We start from the raw sequence: 20,691 nt of genomic DNA, 5'->3' as shown, positions 1-20,691 counted from the left end.
CATCGTTCATCTAGGCGGAGGACACCGCCATGCGGCGTCGGTCCCGGCGGTCCCTTCGTCACAGCACTTGGGGATCGACAGGCGCTCGCGGTCGCGCTCGATCACCGGGTCCATCCCGGCCTTGGCGGCGTTGCGCAGCAGGCCCGCCTTTTCACGCGCCTCGCTCAACGTCAACACCTTCCGGTGCAGGTCGGGATCGCGATCGGCGGCTCTCGCCCTTCTAGGTGGCGCGGGACGAAGTGTCGACCGGATCGAACCCGACGTCCCGACGCTTGCCGTCCACCTGGACCCGGAGCGGCCACGAGCGCGCGCCCGTCGGCTTGACCAGCAGATAAAGGCCCCTCCCGTCAGCGTGTCGACCGGGCTTGGCGTTCCTGACCGACAAGGCGGTTAGCTGAGGCATATGGTTCCCATGTCCGTTCCCCCACTCTGATGCGGCTGCTGGCGAACGTCAGCTAGCAAAGGCGAAACGCGGAACGTGAATCAACAGGGAACGCCAAGGCTTGGACGGCCAACCGCGAACGACTACGAACATGAACGACTACGAACATATAGTGGGGTGCCTGCAACCGGCACCATTCCTTTCGCGTTGGGTGGCCACGGATGATAAAGGTCGCCAGCTACAACATGCGCAAGGGGATCGGCACCGATCGCCGCCGCAGCCCGGAACGCATCCTGGACGTGCTGCGCGAAATCGACGCTGACGTCATCGCGCTTCAGGAGGCGGACCGCCGTTTCGGCGAGCGTGCCTGCGTGCTCACCCCGCATCTGCTCGCCGATCACAGCGACTGGCAGGCTGTCGGCATTGCCAAGCGCGCGCAGTCGATGGGCTGGCACGGCAACGCCATCCTCGTCCGCAAATCCGCGCGGATCGACGCGTGCGAGGCGATCCACCTTCCCGCGCTCGAACCCCGCGGCGCGGTGCGCGCCGACGTGCGGACCGCATCCGGCTGCCTGCGCGTCGTCGGCATGCACCTCGATCTGTCCGGCCTCTGGCGCCGCAAGCAGGCTTCGGCCATCATCGGCCATGTTCAGGACTGCGCCGCACAAATGCCTACCGTGCTGATGGGCGACCTGAACGAATGGACCGCGGCCGCCGGGTGCCTGCGCGATTTCGCTCGCGATCACGATTTCGCGGTTACCGGCCCCAGCTTCCACGCGCGCCGGCCGATCGCCCGGCTGGACCGGATCATGGTGTCGCGCGACCTGAGGATCGTCGACTGCGGGGTCCATGCAAGCGCCGCTGCGCGCAAGGCGTCAGACCATCTGCCCATCTGGGCGATGCTGGACGCCATCTGAGGTGCACGAGAAGGAACTCCGCCTGGCGCTCGTCTGCTACGGCGGGATCAGCCTGGCGGTGTACATGCACGGCATCACCAAGGAGGTATGGCACCTCGCCCGCGCCAGCCGCGCACGCGCCGACGGCATGCCGGCGGTCGGCGGCACGGCCAACGTCTATGCGATGCTGCTCGACGAGATGGAGGCGCAGGCCGGCATCCGTGTCCGCGTGCTGGCCGACATCGTCGCGGGCGCCAGCGCGGGCGGGATCAACGGCATCTTCCTGGCCCAGGCGATCGCCACCGGGCAGAGCCTCGATCCGCTCACCGACCTGTGGCTGACTTCGGCCGACGTCGAGGCGCTGATCGACGCCGATGCGGCGCCGCATTCGCGCTTTTCCAAGGTCTGGGCGCTGCCGCTGGCCTGGCTGGCGGCGGGGCGCAGCGCCGATGCGGTGGAGAAGCTCGACGATCCGGCAACGCGCGAGGAGGTGCGTGCCAAGCTGTCGCACTTCGTCCGATCGCGCTGGTTTGAGCCGCCGTTCGGTGGCGCGACCTTCACCGGCCTGCTGCTCGACGCGTTCGATGCGATGGCGGCGAGCGAGCGCGGCCCCCGCCTGTTGCCCGCCGGTCAGCCGCTGGACCTGTTCGTCACCGTCACCGACTTCACCGGCCACCCCGAGCGCCTGAGTCTCAACTCGCCCCCCGAGGTGGTAGAGACCGAGCACCGGCTGGTCGTCAGCTTTACCGACGGCGGGCAGGCGCTCGATACGCTGGCGGTGGCGCCCGAACTCGCCTTTGCCGCACGAGCGACCTCCAGTTTCCCCGGCGCCTTCCCGCCGTTCACCGTGCGCGAACTCGACCGCGTGCTGGCGGATCGCCAGGTCGGCTGGCCCGAGCGGCAGACCTTTCTCGCCCGCGTCCTGCCCCGCCATGCGGCAGCGCGCAGTGCCGAAGAGGCGATCCTAATCGACGGATCGGTCCTTGCCAACGCACCCTTCCGCCCCGCGATCGACGCGCTGAAGCAACGCCCCGCGCGCCGCGAGATCGACCGGCGGTTCATCTACATCGACCCCTTTCCGGGATTGAAGTTCCGCCTCGGCAAGAAAGGCGGCGATCCCGGCTTCTTCCAGATCATTCTGGGTGCGATCAGCGAATTGCCGCGCCAGCAGCCGATCCGCGACAATCTGGAGGCGATCGCGGAACGCTCGACACGGATCGACCGCATGCGTCAGATCCTGAGCGCGATCCGTGCCGAGGTCGAAGGCGAGGTCGAACATCTGTTCGGCTACACCCTGTTTCTCGATCGCCCCACCGCCGCGCGCCTGGCGACGTGGCGCCGACGGGCACAGGTCGCCGCCGCCACGGGCGCGGGCTATGGCTATGCCGCTTATGGGCACATGAAGCTGGCGGGCATCGTCGAGGCCCTGGCGCAATTGCTCGACCACGGCGACGGTCCGGGCGGTCCGCGGCGGCGGCGGTTGCGTGCGCGGCTGGAGGCGAGCATCGCGGCGAGCGGCGCCAGCGAGATCGGCGGCGGCTTCGCGGGCAAGGCCAGCCCCGCGGCGATCGACTTCCTCCGCCGCTTCGATCTGGGATTTCGCATTCGCCGCCTTCGCCTTCTGGCGCGCCGCGTCGCCGAGGTCGAAGCCGCGGGCGAGGACGTCGTGGCCATGCGCGAAGCCGTGTACGATTCGCTCGCCGCCTACCTTAATCTTCAGCGCCGCGATCTTCACACGGGCCTGCGCAGACTGCCGCGCGGGGATGGCGCGGTGCTGCTCGATGCGATCGCCGCCGCCTATGACTTGCCTCGGCAGGACGCCGAAACCGATGCTCGCCTGGCAGAGGCGATGGCGACGCTGACCAAAGATGCGCGCCGTCCGCTGCTGCTCGCCTATCTGGGATTTCCCTATTTCGACATCGCCACGCTGCCGCTGTTGCAGGGGGAGGGGCTGGACGAGTTCGACGCCATCAAGGTAGATCGCATCGCCCCCGACGACGCCACCGCGATCCGCCAAGGTGGCGCGGAGGCGACGCTGAAGGGCATTCAGTTCAACAGCTTCGGCGCGTTCTTCAGCCGTGCCTATCGCGAGAACGACTATTTGTGGGGCCGCCTGCACGGCGCCGAGCGGATGATCGACATCACCATATCCACCCTGCCGGTGCGTCTGCGCGCAGGCAGGGCCGCGGCGATCAAGCGCGCAGCCTTTCTGGCGATCCTCGACGAGGAGGAGCCGAGGCTGACTGCGATCGCGGCGCTGTTCGCGACGCTGCGCCGCGAGATCGGTTAAACGCGGTTTGCGTCAACCTGCTGGTCAAGGGTACACCTTGGCGCTAGCCTGCGATGCCGGATCACAGCGGAAAGCGCGCCGATGCAATTCCTGAAAATCCTGTTCTGGTGCCTCCTCGCCTTCATGGCGGCGGTGTTCACCGTCGGGAATTGGACGCGGGTGGACATTCGCCTGTGGAACGACATCACGGCCAGCGTAAACCTGCCGCTGCTGCTGCTCGTCACCTTCCTGGCCGGGCTGATCCCGACGTTCATCTATCACCACGCGGTACGCTGGCGTTTGCGGCAGCGCCTTGCCGCCGCAGAACGACGCGTTGCGGTTCCCGCGCCATTGCCCGTCCCCGAGCCGGTTATTCCATCAGGCCCGCTTACGGCTGATCCGCTGACGCCGACGGCGGCGCCAAGCGCATGACCAGCCGCATCTATCTGGCGCTGGACACCACCGATCTTGCCGCTGCCAAGGCGCTGGCGACCCGCGTGCGCCATCACGTCGGCGGAGTGAAGCTCGGCCTCGAATTCTTCTGCGCTCACGGCCAGCCGGGGGTGCGCGAGATCGCGGCGCTGGGGCTGCCGATCTTCCTCGACCTCAAACTCCACGACATTCCCAATACCGTGGCGAAGGCGGTTCGCGCGCTGGCGCCGCTGACCCCGGCGATCCTGACCGTCCATGCCGCGGGCGGCCGCGCGATGATGGAAGACGCCAAGGCCGCCGCACCGCCCGATACGAAGGTGGTCGCGGTGACGATGCTGACCAGCCTCGACGCGCCCGACCTTGTGGCGACGGGGGTCTCCGGCACCGCCCACGATCAGGTCGTTCGCCTGGCCGAACTGGCGCGCGCCTCCGGGCTCGACGGCATCGTCTGCTCGGGTGCCGAGGTGGCGGCGGCCAAGGCGGTGTGGCCCAAGGGCTTTTTCGTCGTTCCGGGCGTCCGCCTCCCGGATCACGCCGCCGGGGATCAAAAGCGCGTCACCACGCCGCGCGCCGCGGTGGATGCGGGCGCCTCGATCCTCGTGATCGGCCGCCCCATCACGCACGCGCAAGACCCCGATACCGCCGCCCGCGCGATCGGGGCGACCCTCTGATTCCTCTGCCGCTGGGATAAGGAGCGGAGTCGGAAGGCGCGCCCCCTCCCCCTACCGGCAATCAGGGCCTAGAGAGCCGCCATGACCCTCGCCAAAATCTGTGGCCTCTCGACGCCTTCGACCCTCGATGCAGCCCTGCGTGGCGGCGCCAGCCACGTCGGCTTCGTCTTCTTCGCACCCTCTCCGCGCAACCTGGGGTTCGAACGCGCTGCCGAACTTGCCGCCCGCGTGCCCGACCACATCCGCCGCGTCGGCGTGTTCGTCGATCCGTCCGACGAATTGCTGGAGCGCGCGGCGCCCCACATCGACACGGTACAACTTCACAACACCGCGCCCGCACGCGCAGCCGCCATCCGGGGAAAGCTCGCGTGCGACACCTGGGCGGCGGTCGCGGTACGCACCCGCGCGGATCTGGACGCGGCGCAGACCTATGCGGGCGCCGCCGACCGCATTCTCTATGACGCCAAGACGCCGGAAGGCGCATCGCTCCCCGGCGGAATGGGCATTCGTTTCGACTGGGCTTTGCTCGACGGCTTTCGTCATCCGCTGCCCTGGGCGCTTTCGGGCGGACTCGACCCCGGCAATGTAGCCGAAGCGATCCGCCGCACCGGTGCCGCGCTGGTCGACGTGTCCTCCGGCGTCGAAAGCGCGCCGGGCGTCAAGGATATGGACAAGATCGCCGCCTTCCTTAAAGCCGCGAACCCATGAACGCTCCCAATTCCTTTCGGACGCACCCCCCCCAGGGAGCGAACAGCTTCCGTCAACAACCGGACTCGCGCGGCCATTTCGGCGACTTCGGCGGTCGCTACGTCGCCGAGACGCTGATGCCGCTGGTGCTGGATCTCGACCGCGAATATCGCGCCGCCAAGGCTGATCCCGCCTTCCAGGCCGAGTTCGACGACCTGCTCGAACATTATGTCGGGCGCCCCAGCCCGCTGTATCATGCCGAGCGCCTGAGCGCGGCGCTGCGTGAGAGCGCGCCCGAGGGGATGGGCGCGCAGGTGTGGTTCAAGCGCGACGAACTGAACCATACCGGCGCGCACAAGATCAACAATTGCGTCGGCCAAATCCTGCTCGCGATCCGCATGGGCAAGACCCGGATCATCGCGGAGACCGGCGCGGGCCAGCACGGCGTGGCCACCGCGACGGTCTGCGCGCGCTTCGGCCTGCCCTGCGTCATCTACATGGGCGCGCGCGATATCGAGCGGCAGCAGCCCAACGTATTCCGCATGAAGCTGCTCGGCGCCGAGGTCCGCCCGGTCACCAGCGGCGCCCACACGCTCAAGGATGCGATGAACGAGGGGATGCGCGATTGGGTCGCCAACGTCCACGACACCTTCTACATCATCGGCACCGCCGCCGGCCCGCATCCCTATCCCGAACTCGTCCGCGATTTTCAGAGCGTGATCGGCCGCGAGGCACGCGAACAGATGCTCGCGCGCACCGGTCGCCTGCCCGACCTGCTGGTCGCGGCGATCGGCGGCGGATCGAACGCGATCGGCCTGTTCCATCCGTTCCTCGACGACGCCGACGTCGCGATGCTGGGCGTCGAGGCGGCCGGGCATGGCCTCGACAAGGAACATGCCGCCAGCCTGGCGGGCGGCGCGCCGGGGATCCTGCACGGCAACAAGACCTATCTGCTTCAGGACGAGGACGGCCAGATCACCGAGGCGCATTCGATCTCGGCTGGGCTGGACTATCCCGGCATCGGCCCGGAACACGCGTGGCTGCGCGACATCGGCCGGGTGCAATATGACAGCGCCACCGATGTGGAAGCGCTCGACGCCTTCCAGCTGCTGTGCCGGACGGAAGGCATAATCCCCGCGCTCGAACCTTCGCACGCCATCGCAGCGGTGGCTCGCAAGGCACGGGAAATGCGGCAGGATCAGATCATCCTGGCGAATCTGTGCGGGCGTGGCGACAAGGACATCTTCACCGTGGCCCATGCGCTCGGCGTCGAGATGTGATAAGGGTCGTCCCATGAACGCCTATAATCCCCTCGATTCGATGCGTCGCCTTGAGGCTGCCGGGCTGGAGCGCCGTCAGGCCGAGGCGATTGCCAACGAAATCAACGAGGGCAAGAGCGACCTCGTGACGAGGGAGGATCTGAAACAGCAACTCGACGCAATCGCCGACAAGCTGTTGATAAAGGTCGGGATCATGGTTGCAGCGATCGTTGCTATGGCGTGCTCGATCATGGGCGTTCTGATCTCCGTCAAGTGACCCGCCTTTCCGCAAAATTCGCGCACGCCGCCACGCAGCGTCGCGCCGCCCTCGTCGCCTTCGTCACCGCCGGCGATCCCTCGCCCGCCTGTACCCCCGCGATCCTCGACGCGCTGGTCGCGGGCGGGGCCGACGTGATCGAGCTCGGCATGCCGTTCACCGAGCCGATGGCCGACGGCCCGGCGATCCAGGCCGCCAACATCCGCAGCTTGAACGCCGGCACGACGACCGCCGATATCCTGCTGGTCGCAAAGGGTTTTCGCAGCCGAAATCCGGATGTGCCGCTCGTCCTGATGGGCTATGCCAATCCGATGCTCCGCCGCGGGCCGGAATGGTTCGCGCAAAGCACGGCCGACGCCGGGGTCGACGGCATCATCTGTGTCGATCTCCCGCCCGAGGAAGACGACGCGCTCGGCCCGGCGCTGCGCGCGCATGGCATCGCACCGATCCGGCTCGCCACCCCGACCACCGATGCGGCGCGGCTGCCCGCGGTGCTCGATGGCGCGAGCGGCTTCGTCTATTACGTCTCGGTCGCCGGGATCACCGGGTTGCAACAAGCGCAGCAGGCGTCGATCGATGACGCCGTCTCCCGGCTGAAGGCGGCGACGGACCTGCCGATCGCGGTCGGCTTCGGCATCCGCACGCCAGAACAGGCCGCCGCCGTCGCGCGCGTCGCCGATGGCGTCGTCGTCGGCTCGGCGATCGTCGACATCATCGCCCAGCACGGTGCCGATGCCGCCGAACCGGTTCGACTCTATATCGCAAGTCTCGCCCAAGCCATTGCTGCGGCTAGGAAGGTCCATCCATGAGCTGGCTCAACAGCGTCCGCAACGCGCTCCCCTTCGTCTCCAAGCGCGAGACGCCCGAGAACCTGTGGCACAAGTGCAAGGGCTGCGGGCAGATGGTCTTCACCAAGGAATTGGAGGAGAATGCGTTCGTCTGCCCGAAGTGCGACCACCATGATCGCATCGGACCCAACGAGCGCTTCCGCCAGTTGCTCGATCCCGGCAGCACCGTGATCGTGGCCGCTGCCAAGGTGCCCGAAGACCCGCTGAAGTTCCGCGACACCAAACGCTACGCCGATCGCCTGAAGGCCGCGCGCGCGGATACCGCCGAGCCGGATGCGCTGGTCAACGCGACCGGCACGATCGAGGGCCACCGCGTCGTCGTCGGCGTCCAGGATTTCGCCTTCATGGGCGGTTCGATGGGCCTGGCGGTCGGCGAGGCGTTCGTGCGCGGCGTCGAGACCGCGATCCGCGAACGTTGCCCCTATGTCATCTTCACCGCCAGCGGCGGCGCGCGCATGCAGGAGGGCATCTTCAGCCTCATGCAGATGCCGCGCAGCACCGTCGCGATCCAGATGCTCCACGACGCCGGCCTGCCCTATATCGTGGTGCTGACCGATCCGACCTCGGGCGGGGTGATGGCCGCCTATGCGATGCTCGGCGACGTCCAGATCGCCGAGCCGAAGGCGACGCTTGCCTTCACCGGGCGCCGCGTCATCGAGAGCACGATCCGCGAGAAGCTGCCCGAGGATTTCCAGACCAGCGAATATTATCTCGATCACGGGCTGATCGACATGGTCGTCCATCGCCACGAACTGCGCGCGAGGCTGGCGACGGTGATCGGCTATCTTTGTGGGCAGGATCGGGGCGGGCACAAGCGCGCGGCCTGAGCGCGTGCCCGATCACGCGACGTCGTCCGACGCGGGTGTCCAGGCGCAGCTCGACCGGCTGTGGGCGCTGTCGCCCGGCGCCGACGTGCTCGGGCTGGAACGGATCACGCGCCTGCTCACGCGGCTGGGCAATCCTGAACGTCATCTTCCGCCGGTGTTCCATGTCGCGGGCACCAACGGCAAGGGTTCGACCTGCGCCTTCCTGCGCGGTACGCTGGAGGCGGCGGGCCACCGCGTCCACGTCTATTCCAGCCCCCACCTGGTCCGTTTCAACGAACGTATCCGCCTGGCCGGCACGCTGATCGGCGACCGCGATCTCGCATCTCTGCTCGGCGAGATCCTCGATCAGGCGGACGGCATCGGCGCCAGCTTCTTCGAAGTCACCACCGCCGCCGCTTTCCTGGCTTTCGCGCGCACGCCCGCCGATGCCTGCGTGATCGAGGTCGGGTTGGGCGGCCGGCTCGACGCCACCAACGTCGTCGTCCCGCTGGTCACCGGCATCGCCGCGCTGGGCATCGACCACGAGGCGTTCCTCGGCGACACGCTGGTCGGGATTGCCGGCGAGAAGGCGGGAATCGCCAAGCGCGACGTGCCGCTGGTGACGATGGACTATCCCGCGCCGCTTGCCGATCGGATCGCGCAGGTAGCTGCCGCAGTCGGAGCACCGGTGTTCGCCCGCGGCGCGGCATGGACAAGTTCCGGCGAGGGCGGGCGACTGTCCTTCAACGAATTCGGCTACGCTTACGAAGGCCCCCTGCCCAGCCTCACCGGCGATTATCAGGCCGACAATTTCGCGCTGGCGCTGGCGATGATCCGCCGCCAGCAGGCACTGGTCGTGCCCGATGCCGCGCTGCACGTCGCCGCGGAGACAACCCGCTGGCCCGCCCGCCTGCAACGCCTCGGCGAAGGCCCGCTCGCCAGCCGCTTTGCCGTCCCGCGCGGTATCTGGGTGGACGGCGCGCACAATCCGTCCGCCGCCGGCCCCGTGGCCGCCGCATGGAAGAGCATCGCCGCTGGAAAGCCGACCGCACTCGTCATCGGCATGCTGGCAAACAAGGATGCCGACGCAGTGCTCGCGCTGCTCACCGACGTCGGCGCGCCCTCCCACGTCGTCGCCGTGCCGGTCGCCGGTCACCCGTGCCACACGCCCGAGACGCTCGCCGGAATCGCGCGGAGTCGAGGCGCGCAGGCAAGCACCGCGCCGACACTCGCCGCCGCAATCGACCTCCTCTCGGCCGAACGGAAAGCGGCGTCGGTGCTGATCGCCGGCTCGCTCTACCTCGCAGGAGAGGCACTCGCCGCAAACGCCGAGCCTCCGTCCTAGTTGCTATTGACTTGCAATAACTGACAAGCGATCATGTGGCATCTCATCGGAGCCTGCTGCATGACGCAAGTCTCACCCGTCGCCCTGCTGCCTCATGCGCTGCCCGCCGATCCGGCCGCGCGCATCGCGCTGTTCGCGATTCGGCGAATGGGTGCCCACGGCCTGGCCGACGCGCGCGCCGCGCAAGCCATTTTCTATGCCTTCCGCCGCAACTTCCGCCGTCCGCTCGTCCTGCTGCGTGCGCTGATGGCCGATCTCGCGGCAAGTGCGGCAGGGACGATCGCGATCGCACCATGTTGCTGCGCGCGCATGACCTCGGCCGAGGCCGCCTTGCTGGCGATCCTTGCGCGTGTGGAAACCCAGCCCGATTCAGCGCACGTATTGCTCAGCGACCTCCTCGGCACCCGCCGCACCGACGGCGTACTGGCCAGCGCCGCGGCGGTGGCGACCGCCTTCGCCGACGCAGGGCGCCCGATCAGCTGTTAGCCGCGCCGGGCTGGCGGACACTCTCCACCACGAAGCCACCCCGCCACAGCAGCCACAGCAGCACCATGCCCGGCGTCGCCACGACCATCGTCAGCATCCAGAACCCCGGCCACCCCAGCGCGTCCGCAGCGATGCCGGAGGGCGTGGCCAGCCACGTGCGCCCCACCACCGCCACCGACGACAGCAGCGCGAACTGGGTCGCAGTATAGGCCAGATTGGCGAGGCCGGAGAGATAGACCGCGAACACGGTGAGGCCGATCCCGCTGGTCACCTGCTCCGTCGCCACCGCAATGCCCAGCCACAGCGGCGAATGTCCCTGCATGGCCAGGACAACGAACATGAAATTGCTGAACAGCATCATCAGCCCGGAGACGAACAACGCACGTCCCATGCCGAGCCAGGCCAGGAACGGCGCTGCCACCGCGATACCCGCGATCAGGCCCCAGAAGCCCACCACCTTGTTGATCGCGACGAACTCCATGTCGCTGAAGCCGAGTTCGACGATCATCGGATTGAGCATGCCCTGCCCCATCGCGTCGCCGATCTTATAGAGCATGACGAACAAGAGGATCAGCAACGCGCCCCGGCGGGAGAAGAACTCGCGGAACGGGCCGATGATCGTCTCCCGCAGCCAGGAACCGGGCGCCTGCCGAATGGCGGCGCGCTCGTGCATGCCGCGACCCGCCCAGAGCGCAGCGACCGCGCCCGGCAGAACGCAGAACCCGGTGAAGCCATAGGCGGCCGCCCAGCCCAGCCCTAGCCCGTCGTTGGACGCCAGCGCGATCGTGCCCACCCCCGCCAGGAAGGCGCCGAGGCGATAGCCGAATTGGTTGTTGGCCGTGCCGTGCGGCAGTTCCTCGTCGGAAAGGATCTCGATCCGATAGGCGTCGATCACGATGTCCTGCGTCGCGCCCAGGAAGGCCGTCACGATCGCCCACAGCGCGAACCAGCCGATATGGCGCGCGGGATCGCTCGCGCCCAGCATCCACACGCTGGCAAATAGCAAGGCCTGCACCAGGAACAGCCACGCCCGCCGCTGACCAAAGGCACGCGCCAGGATCGGCAGCCGCACCGTGTCGATCAGCGGCGCCCAGAGAAACTTCAACGTGTACGGGGTCGTCAGGCCGATCGCGAAGCCGATGGTCTTCTTGTCGATGCCGACGCGCGCCAGCCAGAAGGTCATGGTGCCGAGCAGCAGCGCAAGAGGAAAGCCACTCGAAATGCCCAGCAGGAATGCCGCGAGCGGACGTGGCCTGAGATAAGGCCCCATCGTCTCCGCGAACCCCTTGCGCGTCGTCCGGTCCATCCCGCCCCCTCGCTCCAACCAGGGGCGGACCTTAGAACGCGGCGGCGCTATCGCAAAGCGTCGGCTTTATTCGGGCGCTGCGGCGAACAACCGGAACCCATTGGGCAGGCGCTTCGCCGCCGCCTTGCCGTCCATCATCTGCTCGATCGCACCGATCGCACCGATCAGGTCGCGTTGCGCATAGGGTTTGGAAAGGCAGCCGTGCGCCATCTCCGACGCCTCCATCGGGCAGTTGCCGGTGACGAACAGTACCGCCACCCCCGCCGCCTGTGCCGCGCGCGCGACGTCGATGCCCGATCCGTCCGCAAGTTCGACATCGAGCAGCACCATGTCCACGCTCTCGCCGCCGTCGATGACCGCGATCGCGTCCGCAACCCGATCGACGGTGGCGACGATCGTATAGCCCGCATCGGTCAGGCTATGTTCGGTATCGAACGCGACCAGCGGCTCGTCCTCGACGACCAGCAGGCGTTCGATCCGCCGCTTCTTCCTCCCGAACAGCATGCAATTCCCCGGACGACTCGCTCGCGATAACGCGTGTGCAACGAATCGCGTCGCATGAATCGGCTCGGCACGAAAATTTTCGCATACAGGGGCTTTCACCTGTATCGGGTTGTCCGATGACAACCGAAACACGCCCAGAACATCGTATCGCCAAACTCCTCGCGCGTGCCGGCATCGCCTCGCGCCGGGAGATCGAGCGGATGATCGCGGAAGGGCGCGTTTCGCTCGACGGCAAGGTGCTGGATACGCCCGCCACGCTGCTGCGCTCGCTGAACGGGGTGACGGTGGACGGCAATCCCGTCGAGGCGGCGGCGCCCGCACGGCTGTTCGTCTATCACAAGCCACCCGGTCTGCTGGTCACCGAGCGCGATCCCGCCGGGCGACCGACCATCTACGATCGCCTGCCGCAGGATTTGCCCCGCGTCGTACCCGTCGGTCGTCTCGATCTGGCCACCGAGGGCCTGCTGCTGCTCACCACCGACGGCGGATTGAAGCGCACGCTGGAGCTTCCCGCGACCGGTGTCGAGCGGGCCTATCGCGCGCGGGCTTATGGCGAGATCACGCAGGCGATGCTCGAAGACCTGATGCAAGGTGTCGAGATCGAGGGTATCCGCTACGGCCCGATCAACGCCAATCTCGAACGCCGCACCGGTGCCAACGTGTGGATCGAGCTGATCCTGACCGAGGGCAAGAACCGCGAAGTCCGCCGCGTCCTCGAATATCTGGGGCTTCAGGTCTCGCGCCTGATCCGCACGCGCTACGGCCCGTTCATCCTCGGCGATCTGCCCGCCGGCGCGGTCGGCGAAGTCCGCCAGCACGATCTGGTCGCCTTCACCAAAAGCCTAAAGGAGGGCAAGTCGAGCGACGTGCGGGTCGAGGCTGTCGAGCCGCGCACCGCCAGCCGAAGCGCACGGTCGCCGGAAAAACCGTCGAACTCGGACGAGCAAGCACCACGTCGCTCGCCCGCCCACGCTCAAAGGAAGACCCCCAGTCGCCACCCGGGCGAAAACCGGGGTCCATCGTCCTCCCAGGCTCGGATCGCGCGGCCGACGCACGCCGCAACGACGAACGAACGGGCGCCGCGCGCCAATACAGCTGCCGCGCGCGCCGTCCGCTCCGACTCAAGCCCGGCCGCCCCGCCCCGCGCCGGCTTCCGCGCGGCAAAGGCGGCGACCGACGCCCGATCCGCCCGATCCGCCCGATCCGCAACCTTCGCCGAACGATCGCAGCGCACGCGTGCCGAGGACCGCGACGAAACCCCGGCACGCGCCGAGCGCTCCCCCGCCAGGCCCGGCCCGGCGGGCGGCAGAGGCAGGCCCGCGCGCACACCGACTTCAGGCGATGCACCGCTCCGCCAGCGCGACAAGAGCGACGACAGCCGTCCTGGCCGCACCGGCCCGCGCGCGGCACGGCCAGGTCAGGCCGCTCGTCCGGACGCCCGCGGCGGCAGCGCCGGCGGCTGGGTGGATCGCCCTGCGCCCGGTCAGCGCGAAGACCGGCCTCGCGCGGCCCGTCCTGATGCAAAATCCCACGCGGCCGGCCCGCGTTCGGCAAACCCCCGTGGCGCCGACCGCAACGAGCGACCCTCACCGCCGGCCCGCGTACCACGCGGTGACTCGCCCGGCCGCCCGAAGACCGGCGGCTTCCGCTCGAAGCCGGGCCAGCCCCGCCGCCCCGACGGCCCCCCGCGGGGCAAGCGCTGATGCGCGTCATCGCAGGCCAGTGGCGCGGCCGCACCATCGTCGCGCCGAAGGACGACGCCACCCGCCCCACCGCAGACCGCGTGCGCGAGGCGCTGTTCTCGATGCTTACCAGCCGCCTCGGCAGTTTCGAGGAGCTGGCGGTCGCAGACCTGTTCGCCGGCTCGGGCGCGCTCGGGATCGAGGCGCTGTCGCGCGGCGCCGCCTCCTGCCTCTTCGTCGAGCAGGACCGCGCCGCCCTCGACGCCCTACGCGCCAATTTGGCGAAGCTGGAGATCCGCGGCGGCGACGTGCGCGCCGGATCGGTGATGGCACTCCCGCCCGCGGCCAAACCGCTCGACCTGATCCTGATGGACCCGCCCTACGGCACCGGCGCCGGCGTCGTCGCGCTGGACCGGCTGGCGCGCCTGGGTTGGACAGGGCCGCACACGTGGGTCAGCATCGAGACCGCCAAGGCGGAGGAGGTCACGGTCGCCGGCTTCGAAGTCGATGCCACCCGCGTCCACGGCAAGGCTCGGCTTACGCTGCTCCGAGCAACGAGCGAGTCGTAAAGGGGTAGATCCTCCCCCGCCAGGGGGAGGTGGCACGCAAAGCGTGACGGAGGGGGAGGTAAGCGATGCGCCTACAAGGTTCCCCCAACAGCCAACGCAATGCCAAACGCCTCCGCCGCACCATAACCCCGCCGGAGATCGCCCTCTGGCTCGCGCTCCGCAGCAACGAGGCGGGCCTACGTTTCCGCAAGCAATACCCCGCAGGCGAGTACGTCCTCGATTTCTACTGCGCGCCCGCACGCCTCGCGGTCGAAGTCGACGGCGAAGCACACGAACGCGGCGATCGCCCCGCACGCGATGCGAACCGCGACGCGTGGCTCCGCTCGCAAGGCGTTAGCATCGTCCGCTACTCGGCCAAGCAGGTGCTGACCAACTTGGAAGGCGTACTGCGCCAGATAATCGCGATCACGGTCGAGCGTCGGCGCACTCTCGAAGCGCATCGCCAACCTCCCCCTCCGTCGCCTCCGGCGCCACCTCCCCCTGGCGGGGGAGGATAGAAGGGCCGGGGATGGCGGCTGGCTATTTTTGATGCTGATCGAAGCGGAGGGCGACGGTTCGATCCTCCCCCGCAAGGGGAGGTGGCCGCCGCAGGCGGTCGGAGGGGGAGGACTCCCGAAACTACGTTAGTCCTTCCTCCCCTCCGTCATGCTGCGCATGCCACCTCCCTCTAGCGGGGGAGGATGAAGGTCTGCCGATGATGGACTGCGGACGTTCCGGTCAGTCGCGCGGCAGCTTCTCGGCGATGCGCTCGAACTCGTGAGCTGTGAAACCCGTCAAGGTCGGCATCTCCCAATCGAAGAACTGTTTGTTCGAAATCGCATGAAGGATCAGGCTTCGGACGCCTACAAGTTCACCGCACGACAGATTAGTGCTTGGAACTATGCCAAGTGCTGCTTCGACAAGTCGATCTGCCAACGGCTCTATGCTCGCCGAAGTTATTACAATCTCCCCGTCGCGCTCAAGTTGGCTTAAAGCGATAGCGATCACCCGGCTCAACCGTTCGTCGGTCACGCTTCTAACTCCAGCTGATAGCCCATGATGGCGCAGGGCCGCAGTGTCCGTAAATGGCCGTTTGCTTCCATTATGCTCCCCCGCTTCATGGCCCTTCGATTGCATTTACCTTCGTGCTCCCCCGCCCCCGCATCGCCACCAAGGCCACCAAACTCAACCCCGCCGCCCCACTCAAATACCACCCCACCGCCGCCAGCCCGTGCTCCATCGCCAGCCCCTGCGCGACGAGCGGGGTCAGCCCGCCGCCGATCACCCCGGCGACGTTGAACGCGATCGACGCGCCGGTGTAGCGCACCCGCGGCGGAAACAGCCCCGGCAGCCACGCGCCGAGCGGCCCATAAACGAAGCCCATCGCGAACAACGTCAGCGCCAGAAAGGCGAACGCCCCGCCCGCCCCTGCGGCCATCAGCGGCGCGATGGTGAAGCCGACCGCGATGGTCGCCACGCATCCGCCCGCCAGCACCCGCCGCTCGTCCCAACGCGTGTCGGCGAGCCAGGCGGCGATCCATATGCCGGCCGCCATGAACAGGATCGCGCCGAGCTGCATCAGCAGGAAATTCTGCATCGTGAAGCCCAGCGTCTTCGTGCCATAGCCCAGCAGGAACGCGGTCCCGACATAATAAGCCGCAAAGCAGGCGATCGCGCCGATCGTGCCGGTCAGCGTGGCACCCAGGTGGCGGCGCAGCAGCTCGGCGATCGGCACCGCGGGCGGCGGCGCCTCGCTGAGTGCTGCCGCGAACTCCGGGGTTTCGGTCAGCTTGAGCCGGATCCACAATCCAACGACGACCAGCAAGGCACTGACCGCGAACGGGATGCGCCAGCCCCAGTCGCGAAACTCGCCCGGCGTCAGCCACACGCCCAGCAGCAGGAACAGGCCATTGGCGGCGATGAACCCCGCCGGAGCGCCCAGTTGCGGGGCGGAGCCGTAGCGCGCGCGCCATCCCGGCGGCGCATGCTCGACCGCAAGCAACGCCGCCCCGCCCCATTCGCCGCCCAGTCCGAACCCTTGCCCGAAGCGCAGCACGCACAAGGCGACGGGCGCCGCCCAACCCGCCTGCGCATAGGTCGGCAGGATCGCGACCAGCGTGGTCGAGATGCCCATGACCAGCAGCGAGGCGACCAGAGTAGATTTGCGCCCGACGCGATCGCCGAAATGCCCGAACATCACGCTCCCCACCGGCCGCGCGAAGAACGCCACCGCCAGCGTCGCGAACGCCGCCAGCTGCTGCGCACCGGGCGCACCCTTGGGAAAGAACAGGTCGCCGAACACCAGCGCCGCGGCCGTTGCATAGACGTAGAAGTCGTAGAATTCGATGGTCGTGCCCACGAAGCTGGCGGCCAGGACGCGGCGGGGAGAGGCGGGTGACGTCATAGCACCACTCCTATGCCGCTCAGCCGCCCCGCGCCAGCACCGCGGCCATCTGCGGCACAACCGCCTGCAAGCCCTTGATCGGCCGCATCATCACCGTGAATTCGGTAATCAGCCCCGCCTCGTTCCAGGCGATCATGTCGATCCCGTGCACCGCGACGCCGTCCAGATCGAGCGCGAATTCCAGCACCGCCGACCGCTCGCCATGCCATTCGCCCCGATATTCGAACGACGGCCCCCCCAGCACCTCGGCCGCGGCGAGCAGGTATTTCAGCGTCACCGCCTTGCCCACCTGCGGCGTGTGGACCGCGGGCGATCGGAACACCACGTCCTCGGCCAGCAACGCACTCAGCGCAGCCTCGCTCGGCGCCGCCAGATAGGCGTGCCACGCCGCTACCGTATCGGCGACATGCCCGGCCGCTTCGACAGCCGCCAGTTCATGCCCGTCGGGATCGCGAAAATGGAAGCGCCGGCTACCGGGAAAGGCAAAGGCAGGCTTGGTCACGACGCCCCCCGCCGCCTCGACCGCGGCCAGTGCCGCTTCAAGATCATCGACGTCGATCACCGGCAGCGCAGCACTGGTCCGCTCGGCAGCATCCGCCTGGAAACCGATGTCGGTGTCTCCGCTCGTGGTCGCCGCATAATCGGGTCCGAAGTCCACGAACGACCAGCCGAACGCCGCCGCATAAAAGGCTTTTGCCCGTGCCGTATCCGCCACCGGCAGTTCCAGATAGTTCAGCCGCGCCATCGTCGCCTCCCCCGTCACGCCGCTTGCCGCGGCCGTCGCCGTTCCCTACCTGTTCGGCGGTGACCGTACCAGCCCCAACCCCGACCGCCCCCGCAAACCGCGCGCCGACGCGCGCCGAAGACCCGCCATACCTGCGCGGCCTGAACCCGCCCCAGCGCGAGGCGGTGCTGACCACCGACGGCCCCGTGCTGATGCTCGCGGGGGCGGGCACCGGCAAGACCGCGGCGCTCACCGCGCGGCTTGCGCACCTGCTGTTCACCCGCAAGGCCTACCCCTCCGAAATCCTCAGCGTCACCTTCACCAACAAGGCCGCACGCGAGATGCGCGAGCGCGTCGGACGGCTCGTCGGCGATGCGGTGGAGGGCATGCCCTGGCTCGGCACCTTCCACGCGATCGGCGCCAAGATGCTGCGCCGCCACGCCGAACTGGTCGGGCTGCAATCCAATTTCACCATCCTCGACACCGACGACCAGCTGCGCCTGCTCAAGCAGCTCGTGCTGGCGGCGGATATAGACGAGAAGCGCTTTCCCGCGCGCTCGCTCGCCGGCCTGATCGACGAGTGGAAGAACAAGGGCCTGACCCCGCGCGAGATCGACGCGGGCGAGAGCGAGCGCTTTGCCAATGGCCGCGGCGGCGAATTGTACGAGCAATATCAGGCGCGGCTGAAGGCGGTGAACGCCTGCGACTTCGGCGATCTGCTGCTCCACATGCTGGTGATCCTGAAAACCCACCGCGACGTCCTCGAACTCTATCAGCAGCGTTTCCGCTACATCATGGTGGACGAATATCAGGACACCAACAGCGTCCAGTATCTCTGGCTCCGCCTGCTCGCGCAGGAGCGCCGCAACATCGCCTGCGTGGGCGACGACGACCAGTCGATCTATTCCTGGCGCGGTGCGCAGGTGGAAAACATCCTGAAGTTCGAAAAGGATTTTCCGGGCGCCAAGGTCATCCGCCTGGAACAGAATTACCGCTCCACCCCCCATATCCTAGGCGCGGCGGGCGGCGTCATCGCGCACAATACCGGGCGCCTGGGCAAGCAACTCTGGACCGAACTGGACGCGGGCGAGAAGGTCCGCGTGATCGGCGTGTGGGACGGGCCGGAGGAGGCACGCCGCGTCGGCGAGGAGATCGAGCGCTGCACCCGCGCCGGCAAGACCCTCGACGACGCCGCCATCCTCGTCCGCGCGCAGCACCAGACCCGCGAGTTCGAGGATCGCTTCATCGCGATCGGCATGCCCTATCGCATCGTCGGCGGCGCGCGCTTCTACGAACGGATGGAGATTCGCGACGCGCTCGCCTATCTGCGCGTCGTCAACCAGCCCGCCGACGATCTGGCCTTCGAACGCATCGTCAACGTGCCCAAGCGGGGCCTGGGCGACAAGGCCGTGGCCAAGGTCCACCAGCTCGCCCGCGCGCTCGGCGTGCCGCTGACCACCGCCGCCGCGCGCATCCTCGACAGCGACGAACTGACCCCGCAGGCGCGACGCGCGCTCGGCAATCTGGTCGGCGACATCGCCCGCTGGCGCGACATGGCGCGCGACCTGCCCCACGCCGAACTCGCCCGCCAGCTGCTCGACGAAAGCGGCTATACCGCGATGTGGCAGGCCGAGAAGTCGGCGGAGGCCGCCGGACGCCTGGAAAACCTCTCCGAACTCGTCCGCGCGATGGAGGAATATGAATCGCTCGGCGCATTCCTCGAACACGTCAGCCTCGTCATGGACACCGAAGGCGGCCGCAACGATCCGCAGGTGACGATCATGACGATCCATGCCGCCAAGGGGCTGGAATTCGACACCGTGTTCCTCGTCGGCTGGGAGGAAGGCCTGTTCCCCTCGCAGCGCGCGATGGACGAAGGCGGCACGCGCAGCCTCGAGGAGGAACGCCGCCTCGCCTATGTCGCGATCACCCGCGCACGCCGGCTCGCAATCATCCTCCACGCCAGCAACCGCCGCATCTACGGCCAATGGACGTCCAGCATCCCCAGCCGCTTCGTCGGCGAACTGCCGCCCGAGCATATCGAGGCGGAGACCACGATGTCCGGCGGCGCATCGCTCTGGCAGGCCAATTGGAGCGAACGCGCGGACCCCTTCGCCGACGTCACCCGCGGCAGCGGTCGAGGCCCAGGCTGGCAGCGCGCGGTCACCGCCGCCTCGGGATACACCACCACCCCGTCGCGCGTCGTCGAAAGCCGCGCAAGCGCCGTCAGCCTGGGCAACAAGGGCCGCAGCGACGTGACGGTCGGCATGCGCGTGTTCCACCAGAAATTCGGCAACGGCGTGATCGCGGAGATCGAGGGCAACAAGCTGGAGATCGACTTCGACGCCGCGGGGCGCAAGCGAGTGATGGATAGTTTTGTCAGTGTGAGCGAGTGAAGACGACCCGCTACTTCGACGAGCAGGTACTGCGAAAGCGACCATATCTGCGTGCGGAATGGATCGAGGCAACCCTCACCCACCCCGCGCACCGGATCGATCAACCCGACGGTCGCATCCGGCTATGGCGGCGCGTTGAGTTGGAGGACGGCAAAGCGTATATGCTCCGTGTCGTGACGCTGGCGGACGGCGAAACCGTCCACAACGCCTTCTTCGACCGGGACGCAAAGGAGGCCGAAGGATGAAGCTGCACTATTACCCCGAGACGGACAGCCTCTATATCGAACTGTCCGCCTCGCCGAGCAGTGAAACGCGGGCTATCAGCGATACGGTGAACGTCGACTTCGATGAAGACGGCGGTGTCATCGGCATTGACATTGACCACGCGTCTGAACGGATTGACCTTGCCACCTTGGAGACTTCCGCCCTGCCATACGAAGGTCTGCGCGCAGCGTAGAGCACAACAACTGGCCACGTCATCCTTGTCGAGCAAGGACAAAAGTGCCCTCGTCTTCGTCAAGCTCGACCACGCGCATCTTGAGGTCAGGATGCGGGAAGCACCGCAGGATGGAACGTGGAGACACCTGCTTGTCTCACGCCTGTGCAAGGATGACGCGGACCTCCCCATCTAGAGCGCGATGACTTGATACCGATCCGTTCGTCCTGAGGAGCCGCTGAGCGAAGTCGAAGCGGCGTCTCGAAGGACAGGTGAGACCCACTGTCCTTCGAGACGGGCCTTCGCCTGCGCTCAGTCCCTCCTCAGGACGAA

At 67.8% G+C, this 20,691-nt stretch carries 22 protein-coding genes and 2 pseudogenes; 17 read left to right on the top strand and 7 right to left on the bottom strand.

Features of this window, described 5'->3' with window-relative positions:
• Nucleotides 1-6 precede the first annotated feature (6 nt).
• On the bottom strand, nt 7-168 hold the full coding sequence (locus VF643_RS12695; RefSeq protein WP_331043754.1) for a hypothetical protein: 162 nt from the start codon (nt 166-168) through the stop codon (nt 7-9).
• A gap of 52 nt (nt 169-220) precedes the next feature.
• Nucleotides 221-403 (bottom strand): Arm DNA-binding domain-containing protein, encoded by a 183-nt coding sequence (locus VF643_RS16150; protein WP_414713857.1) that lies wholly within the window; start codon nt 401-403, stop codon nt 221-223.
• Between the two features lie 200 nt (nt 404-603).
• On the opposite strand from VF643_RS16150, the gene VF643_RS12690 reads away from it, so the two are divergent.
• The 11 genes from VF643_RS12690 to VF643_RS12640 all read left to right on the top strand — a co-directional run bounded on the left by VF643_RS12690 (nt 604) and on the right by VF643_RS12640 (nt 10,358).
• The gene (locus tag VF643_RS12690; protein ID WP_331043753.1) at nt 604-1,299 is read left to right on the top strand and encodes an endonuclease/exonuclease/phosphatase family protein; all 696 of its coding nucleotides are present in this window, start codon (nt 604-606) and stop codon (nt 1,297-1,299) included.
• A 1-nt stretch (nt 1,300) separates the two neighbouring features.
• Nucleotides 1,301-3,568: a patatin-like protein gene (locus tag VF643_RS12685; RefSeq protein ID WP_331043752.1), complete on the top strand. Its 2,268-nt coding sequence runs from the start codon at nt 1,301-1,303 to the stop codon at nt 3,566-3,568.
• Between the two features lie 81 nt (nt 3,569-3,649).
• Complete coding sequence (locus tag VF643_RS12680; RefSeq protein ID WP_331043751.1) at nt 3,650-3,979, top strand: hypothetical protein; 330 nt, start codon at nt 3,650-3,652, stop codon at nt 3,977-3,979.
• Nucleotides 3,976-4,650: an orotidine-5'-phosphate decarboxylase gene (pyrF, locus tag VF643_RS12675; RefSeq protein ID WP_331043750.1), complete on the top strand. Its 675-nt coding sequence runs from the start codon at nt 3,976-3,978 to the stop codon at nt 4,648-4,650. The genes VF643_RS12680 and pyrF overlap by 4 nt, the downstream gene beginning before the upstream one ends.
• Before the next feature lie 81 nt (nt 4,651-4,731).
• The gene (locus tag VF643_RS12670; RefSeq protein ID WP_331043749.1) at nt 4,732-5,358 is read left to right on the top strand and encodes a phosphoribosylanthranilate isomerase; all 627 of its coding nucleotides are present in this window, start codon (nt 4,732-4,734) and stop codon (nt 5,356-5,358) included.
• Nucleotides 5,355-6,617 (top strand): tryptophan synthase subunit beta, encoded by a 1,263-nt coding sequence (trpB, locus tag VF643_RS12665; RefSeq protein ID WP_331043748.1) that lies wholly within the window; start codon nt 5,355-5,357, stop codon nt 6,615-6,617. Before VF643_RS12670 ends, trpB begins: the two co-directional genes overlap by 4 nt.
• A 13-nt stretch (nt 6,618-6,630) precedes the next feature.
• On the top strand, nt 6,631-6,873 hold the full coding sequence (locus VF643_RS12660; protein ID WP_331043747.1) for a hypothetical protein: 243 nt from the start codon (nt 6,631-6,633) through the stop codon (nt 6,871-6,873).
• Nucleotides 6,870-7,682: a tryptophan synthase subunit alpha gene (trpA, locus tag VF643_RS12655; RefSeq protein ID WP_331043746.1), complete on the top strand. Its 813-nt coding sequence runs from the start codon at nt 6,870-6,872 to the stop codon at nt 7,680-7,682. Before VF643_RS12660 ends, trpA begins: the two co-directional genes overlap by 4 nt.
• A complete protein-coding gene (gene accD / locus VF643_RS12650) occupies nt 7,679-8,548 on the top strand; it encodes an acetyl-CoA carboxylase, carboxyltransferase subunit beta (RefSeq protein WP_331043745.1) in 870 nt (289 codons plus the stop codon). The genes trpA and accD overlap by 4 nt, the downstream gene beginning before the upstream one ends.
• Nucleotides 8,549-8,552: 4 nt before the next feature.
• Entirely contained in the window at nt 8,553-9,872 is a 1,320-nt protein-coding gene (locus VF643_RS12645; RefSeq protein WP_331043744.1) for a folylpolyglutamate synthase/dihydrofolate synthase family protein, read from the top strand.
• Between the two features lie 60 nt (nt 9,873-9,932).
• Nucleotides 9,933-10,358 (top strand): DUF6628 family protein, encoded by a 426-nt coding sequence (locus VF643_RS12640; RefSeq protein WP_331043743.1) that lies wholly within the window; start codon nt 9,933-9,935, stop codon nt 10,356-10,358.
• Here the strand turns inward: VF643_RS12640 and VF643_RS12635 are convergent.
• The gene (locus VF643_RS12635; protein WP_331043742.1) at nt 10,348-11,664 is read right to left on the bottom strand and encodes an AmpG family muropeptide MFS transporter; all 1,317 of its coding nucleotides are present in this window, start codon (nt 11,662-11,664) and stop codon (nt 10,348-10,350) included. The two genes, VF643_RS12640 and VF643_RS12635, sit on opposite strands and share 11 nt — an antisense overlap.
• Nucleotides 11,665-11,730: 66 nt before the next feature.
• On the bottom strand, nt 11,731-12,168 hold the full coding sequence (locus VF643_RS12630) for a response regulator (RefSeq protein ID WP_331043741.1): 438 nt from the start codon (nt 12,166-12,168) through the stop codon (nt 11,731-11,733).
• A 140-nt stretch (nt 12,169-12,308) separates the two neighbouring features.
• Between VF643_RS12630 and VF643_RS12625 the strand changes: the two are divergent.
• The 3 genes and pseudogenes from VF643_RS12625 to VF643_RS12615 all read left to right on the top strand — a co-directional run.
• Nucleotides 12,309-13,025, top strand: a pseudogene (locus VF643_RS12625) (pseudouridine synthase); the annotation flags it as partial.
• A gap of 845 nt (nt 13,026-13,870) precedes the next feature.
• Nucleotides 13,871-14,419, top strand: a complete 549-nt coding sequence (gene rsmD, locus VF643_RS12620) for a 16S rRNA (guanine(966)-N(2))-methyltransferase RsmD (protein ID WP_331043740.1) — start codon at nt 13,871-13,873, stop codon at nt 14,417-14,419.
• 65 nt (nt 14,420-14,484) lie between these two features.
• Nucleotides 14,485-14,916, top strand: coding sequence for an endonuclease domain-containing protein (locus VF643_RS12615; RefSeq protein WP_331043739.1), 432 nt, complete (start codon nt 14,485-14,487; stop codon nt 14,914-14,916).
• A gap of 220 nt (nt 14,917-15,136) precedes the next feature.
• Here VF643_RS12615 and VF643_RS12610 read toward each other — a convergent pair whose 3' ends face one another.
• The 3 genes and pseudogenes from VF643_RS12610 to VF643_RS12600 form a co-directional block, all read right to left on the bottom strand.
• Nucleotides 15,137-15,430 (bottom strand): hypothetical protein, encoded by a 294-nt coding sequence (locus VF643_RS12610; protein WP_331043738.1) that lies wholly within the window; start codon nt 15,428-15,430, stop codon nt 15,137-15,139.
• 85 nt (nt 15,431-15,515) lie between these two features.
• Nucleotides 15,516-16,802 (bottom strand): MFS transporter, encoded by a 1,287-nt coding sequence (locus VF643_RS12605; protein WP_331043737.1) that lies wholly within the window; start codon nt 16,800-16,802, stop codon nt 15,516-15,518.
• Nucleotides 16,803-17,217: 415 nt separating this feature from the next.
• Nucleotides 17,218-17,547: pseudogene (locus VF643_RS12600) on the bottom strand (VOC family protein); the annotation flags it as partial.
• Nucleotides 17,548-17,606: 59 nt separating this feature from the next.
• Here VF643_RS12600 and VF643_RS12595 point away from each other — a divergent pair.
• Genes VF643_RS12595 through VF643_RS12585 form a run of 3 tightly spaced genes read left to right on the top strand, consistent with a single transcriptional unit; the run spans nt 17,607 to nt 20,379 of the window.
• The gene (locus VF643_RS12595; protein WP_414713856.1) at nt 17,607-19,922 is read left to right on the top strand and encodes an ATP-dependent helicase; all 2,316 of its coding nucleotides are present in this window, start codon (nt 17,607-17,609) and stop codon (nt 19,920-19,922) included.
• Nucleotides 19,919-20,167 carry a hypothetical protein gene (locus VF643_RS12590; RefSeq protein WP_331043736.1) on the top strand — a complete coding sequence of 83 codons (249 nt, stop codon included), beginning with the start codon at nt 19,919-19,921 and terminating at the stop codon, nt 20,165-20,167. The genes VF643_RS12595 and VF643_RS12590 overlap by 4 nt, the downstream gene beginning before the upstream one ends.
• Nucleotides 20,164-20,379: a DUF2283 domain-containing protein gene (locus VF643_RS12585; protein ID WP_331043735.1), complete on the top strand. Its 216-nt coding sequence runs from the start codon at nt 20,164-20,166 to the stop codon at nt 20,377-20,379. The genes VF643_RS12590 and VF643_RS12585 overlap by 4 nt, the downstream gene beginning before the upstream one ends.
• Nucleotides 20,380-20,691 lie beyond the last annotated feature (312 nt).

The sequence above is a fragment of the Sphingomonas sp. genome (assembly GCF_036387595.1).
In the GTDB taxonomy this organism is placed as follows: domain Bacteria; phylum Pseudomonadota; class Alphaproteobacteria; order Sphingomonadales; family Sphingomonadaceae; genus Sphingomonas.
This window is presented reverse-complemented; position numbering and strand designations above follow the sequence as displayed.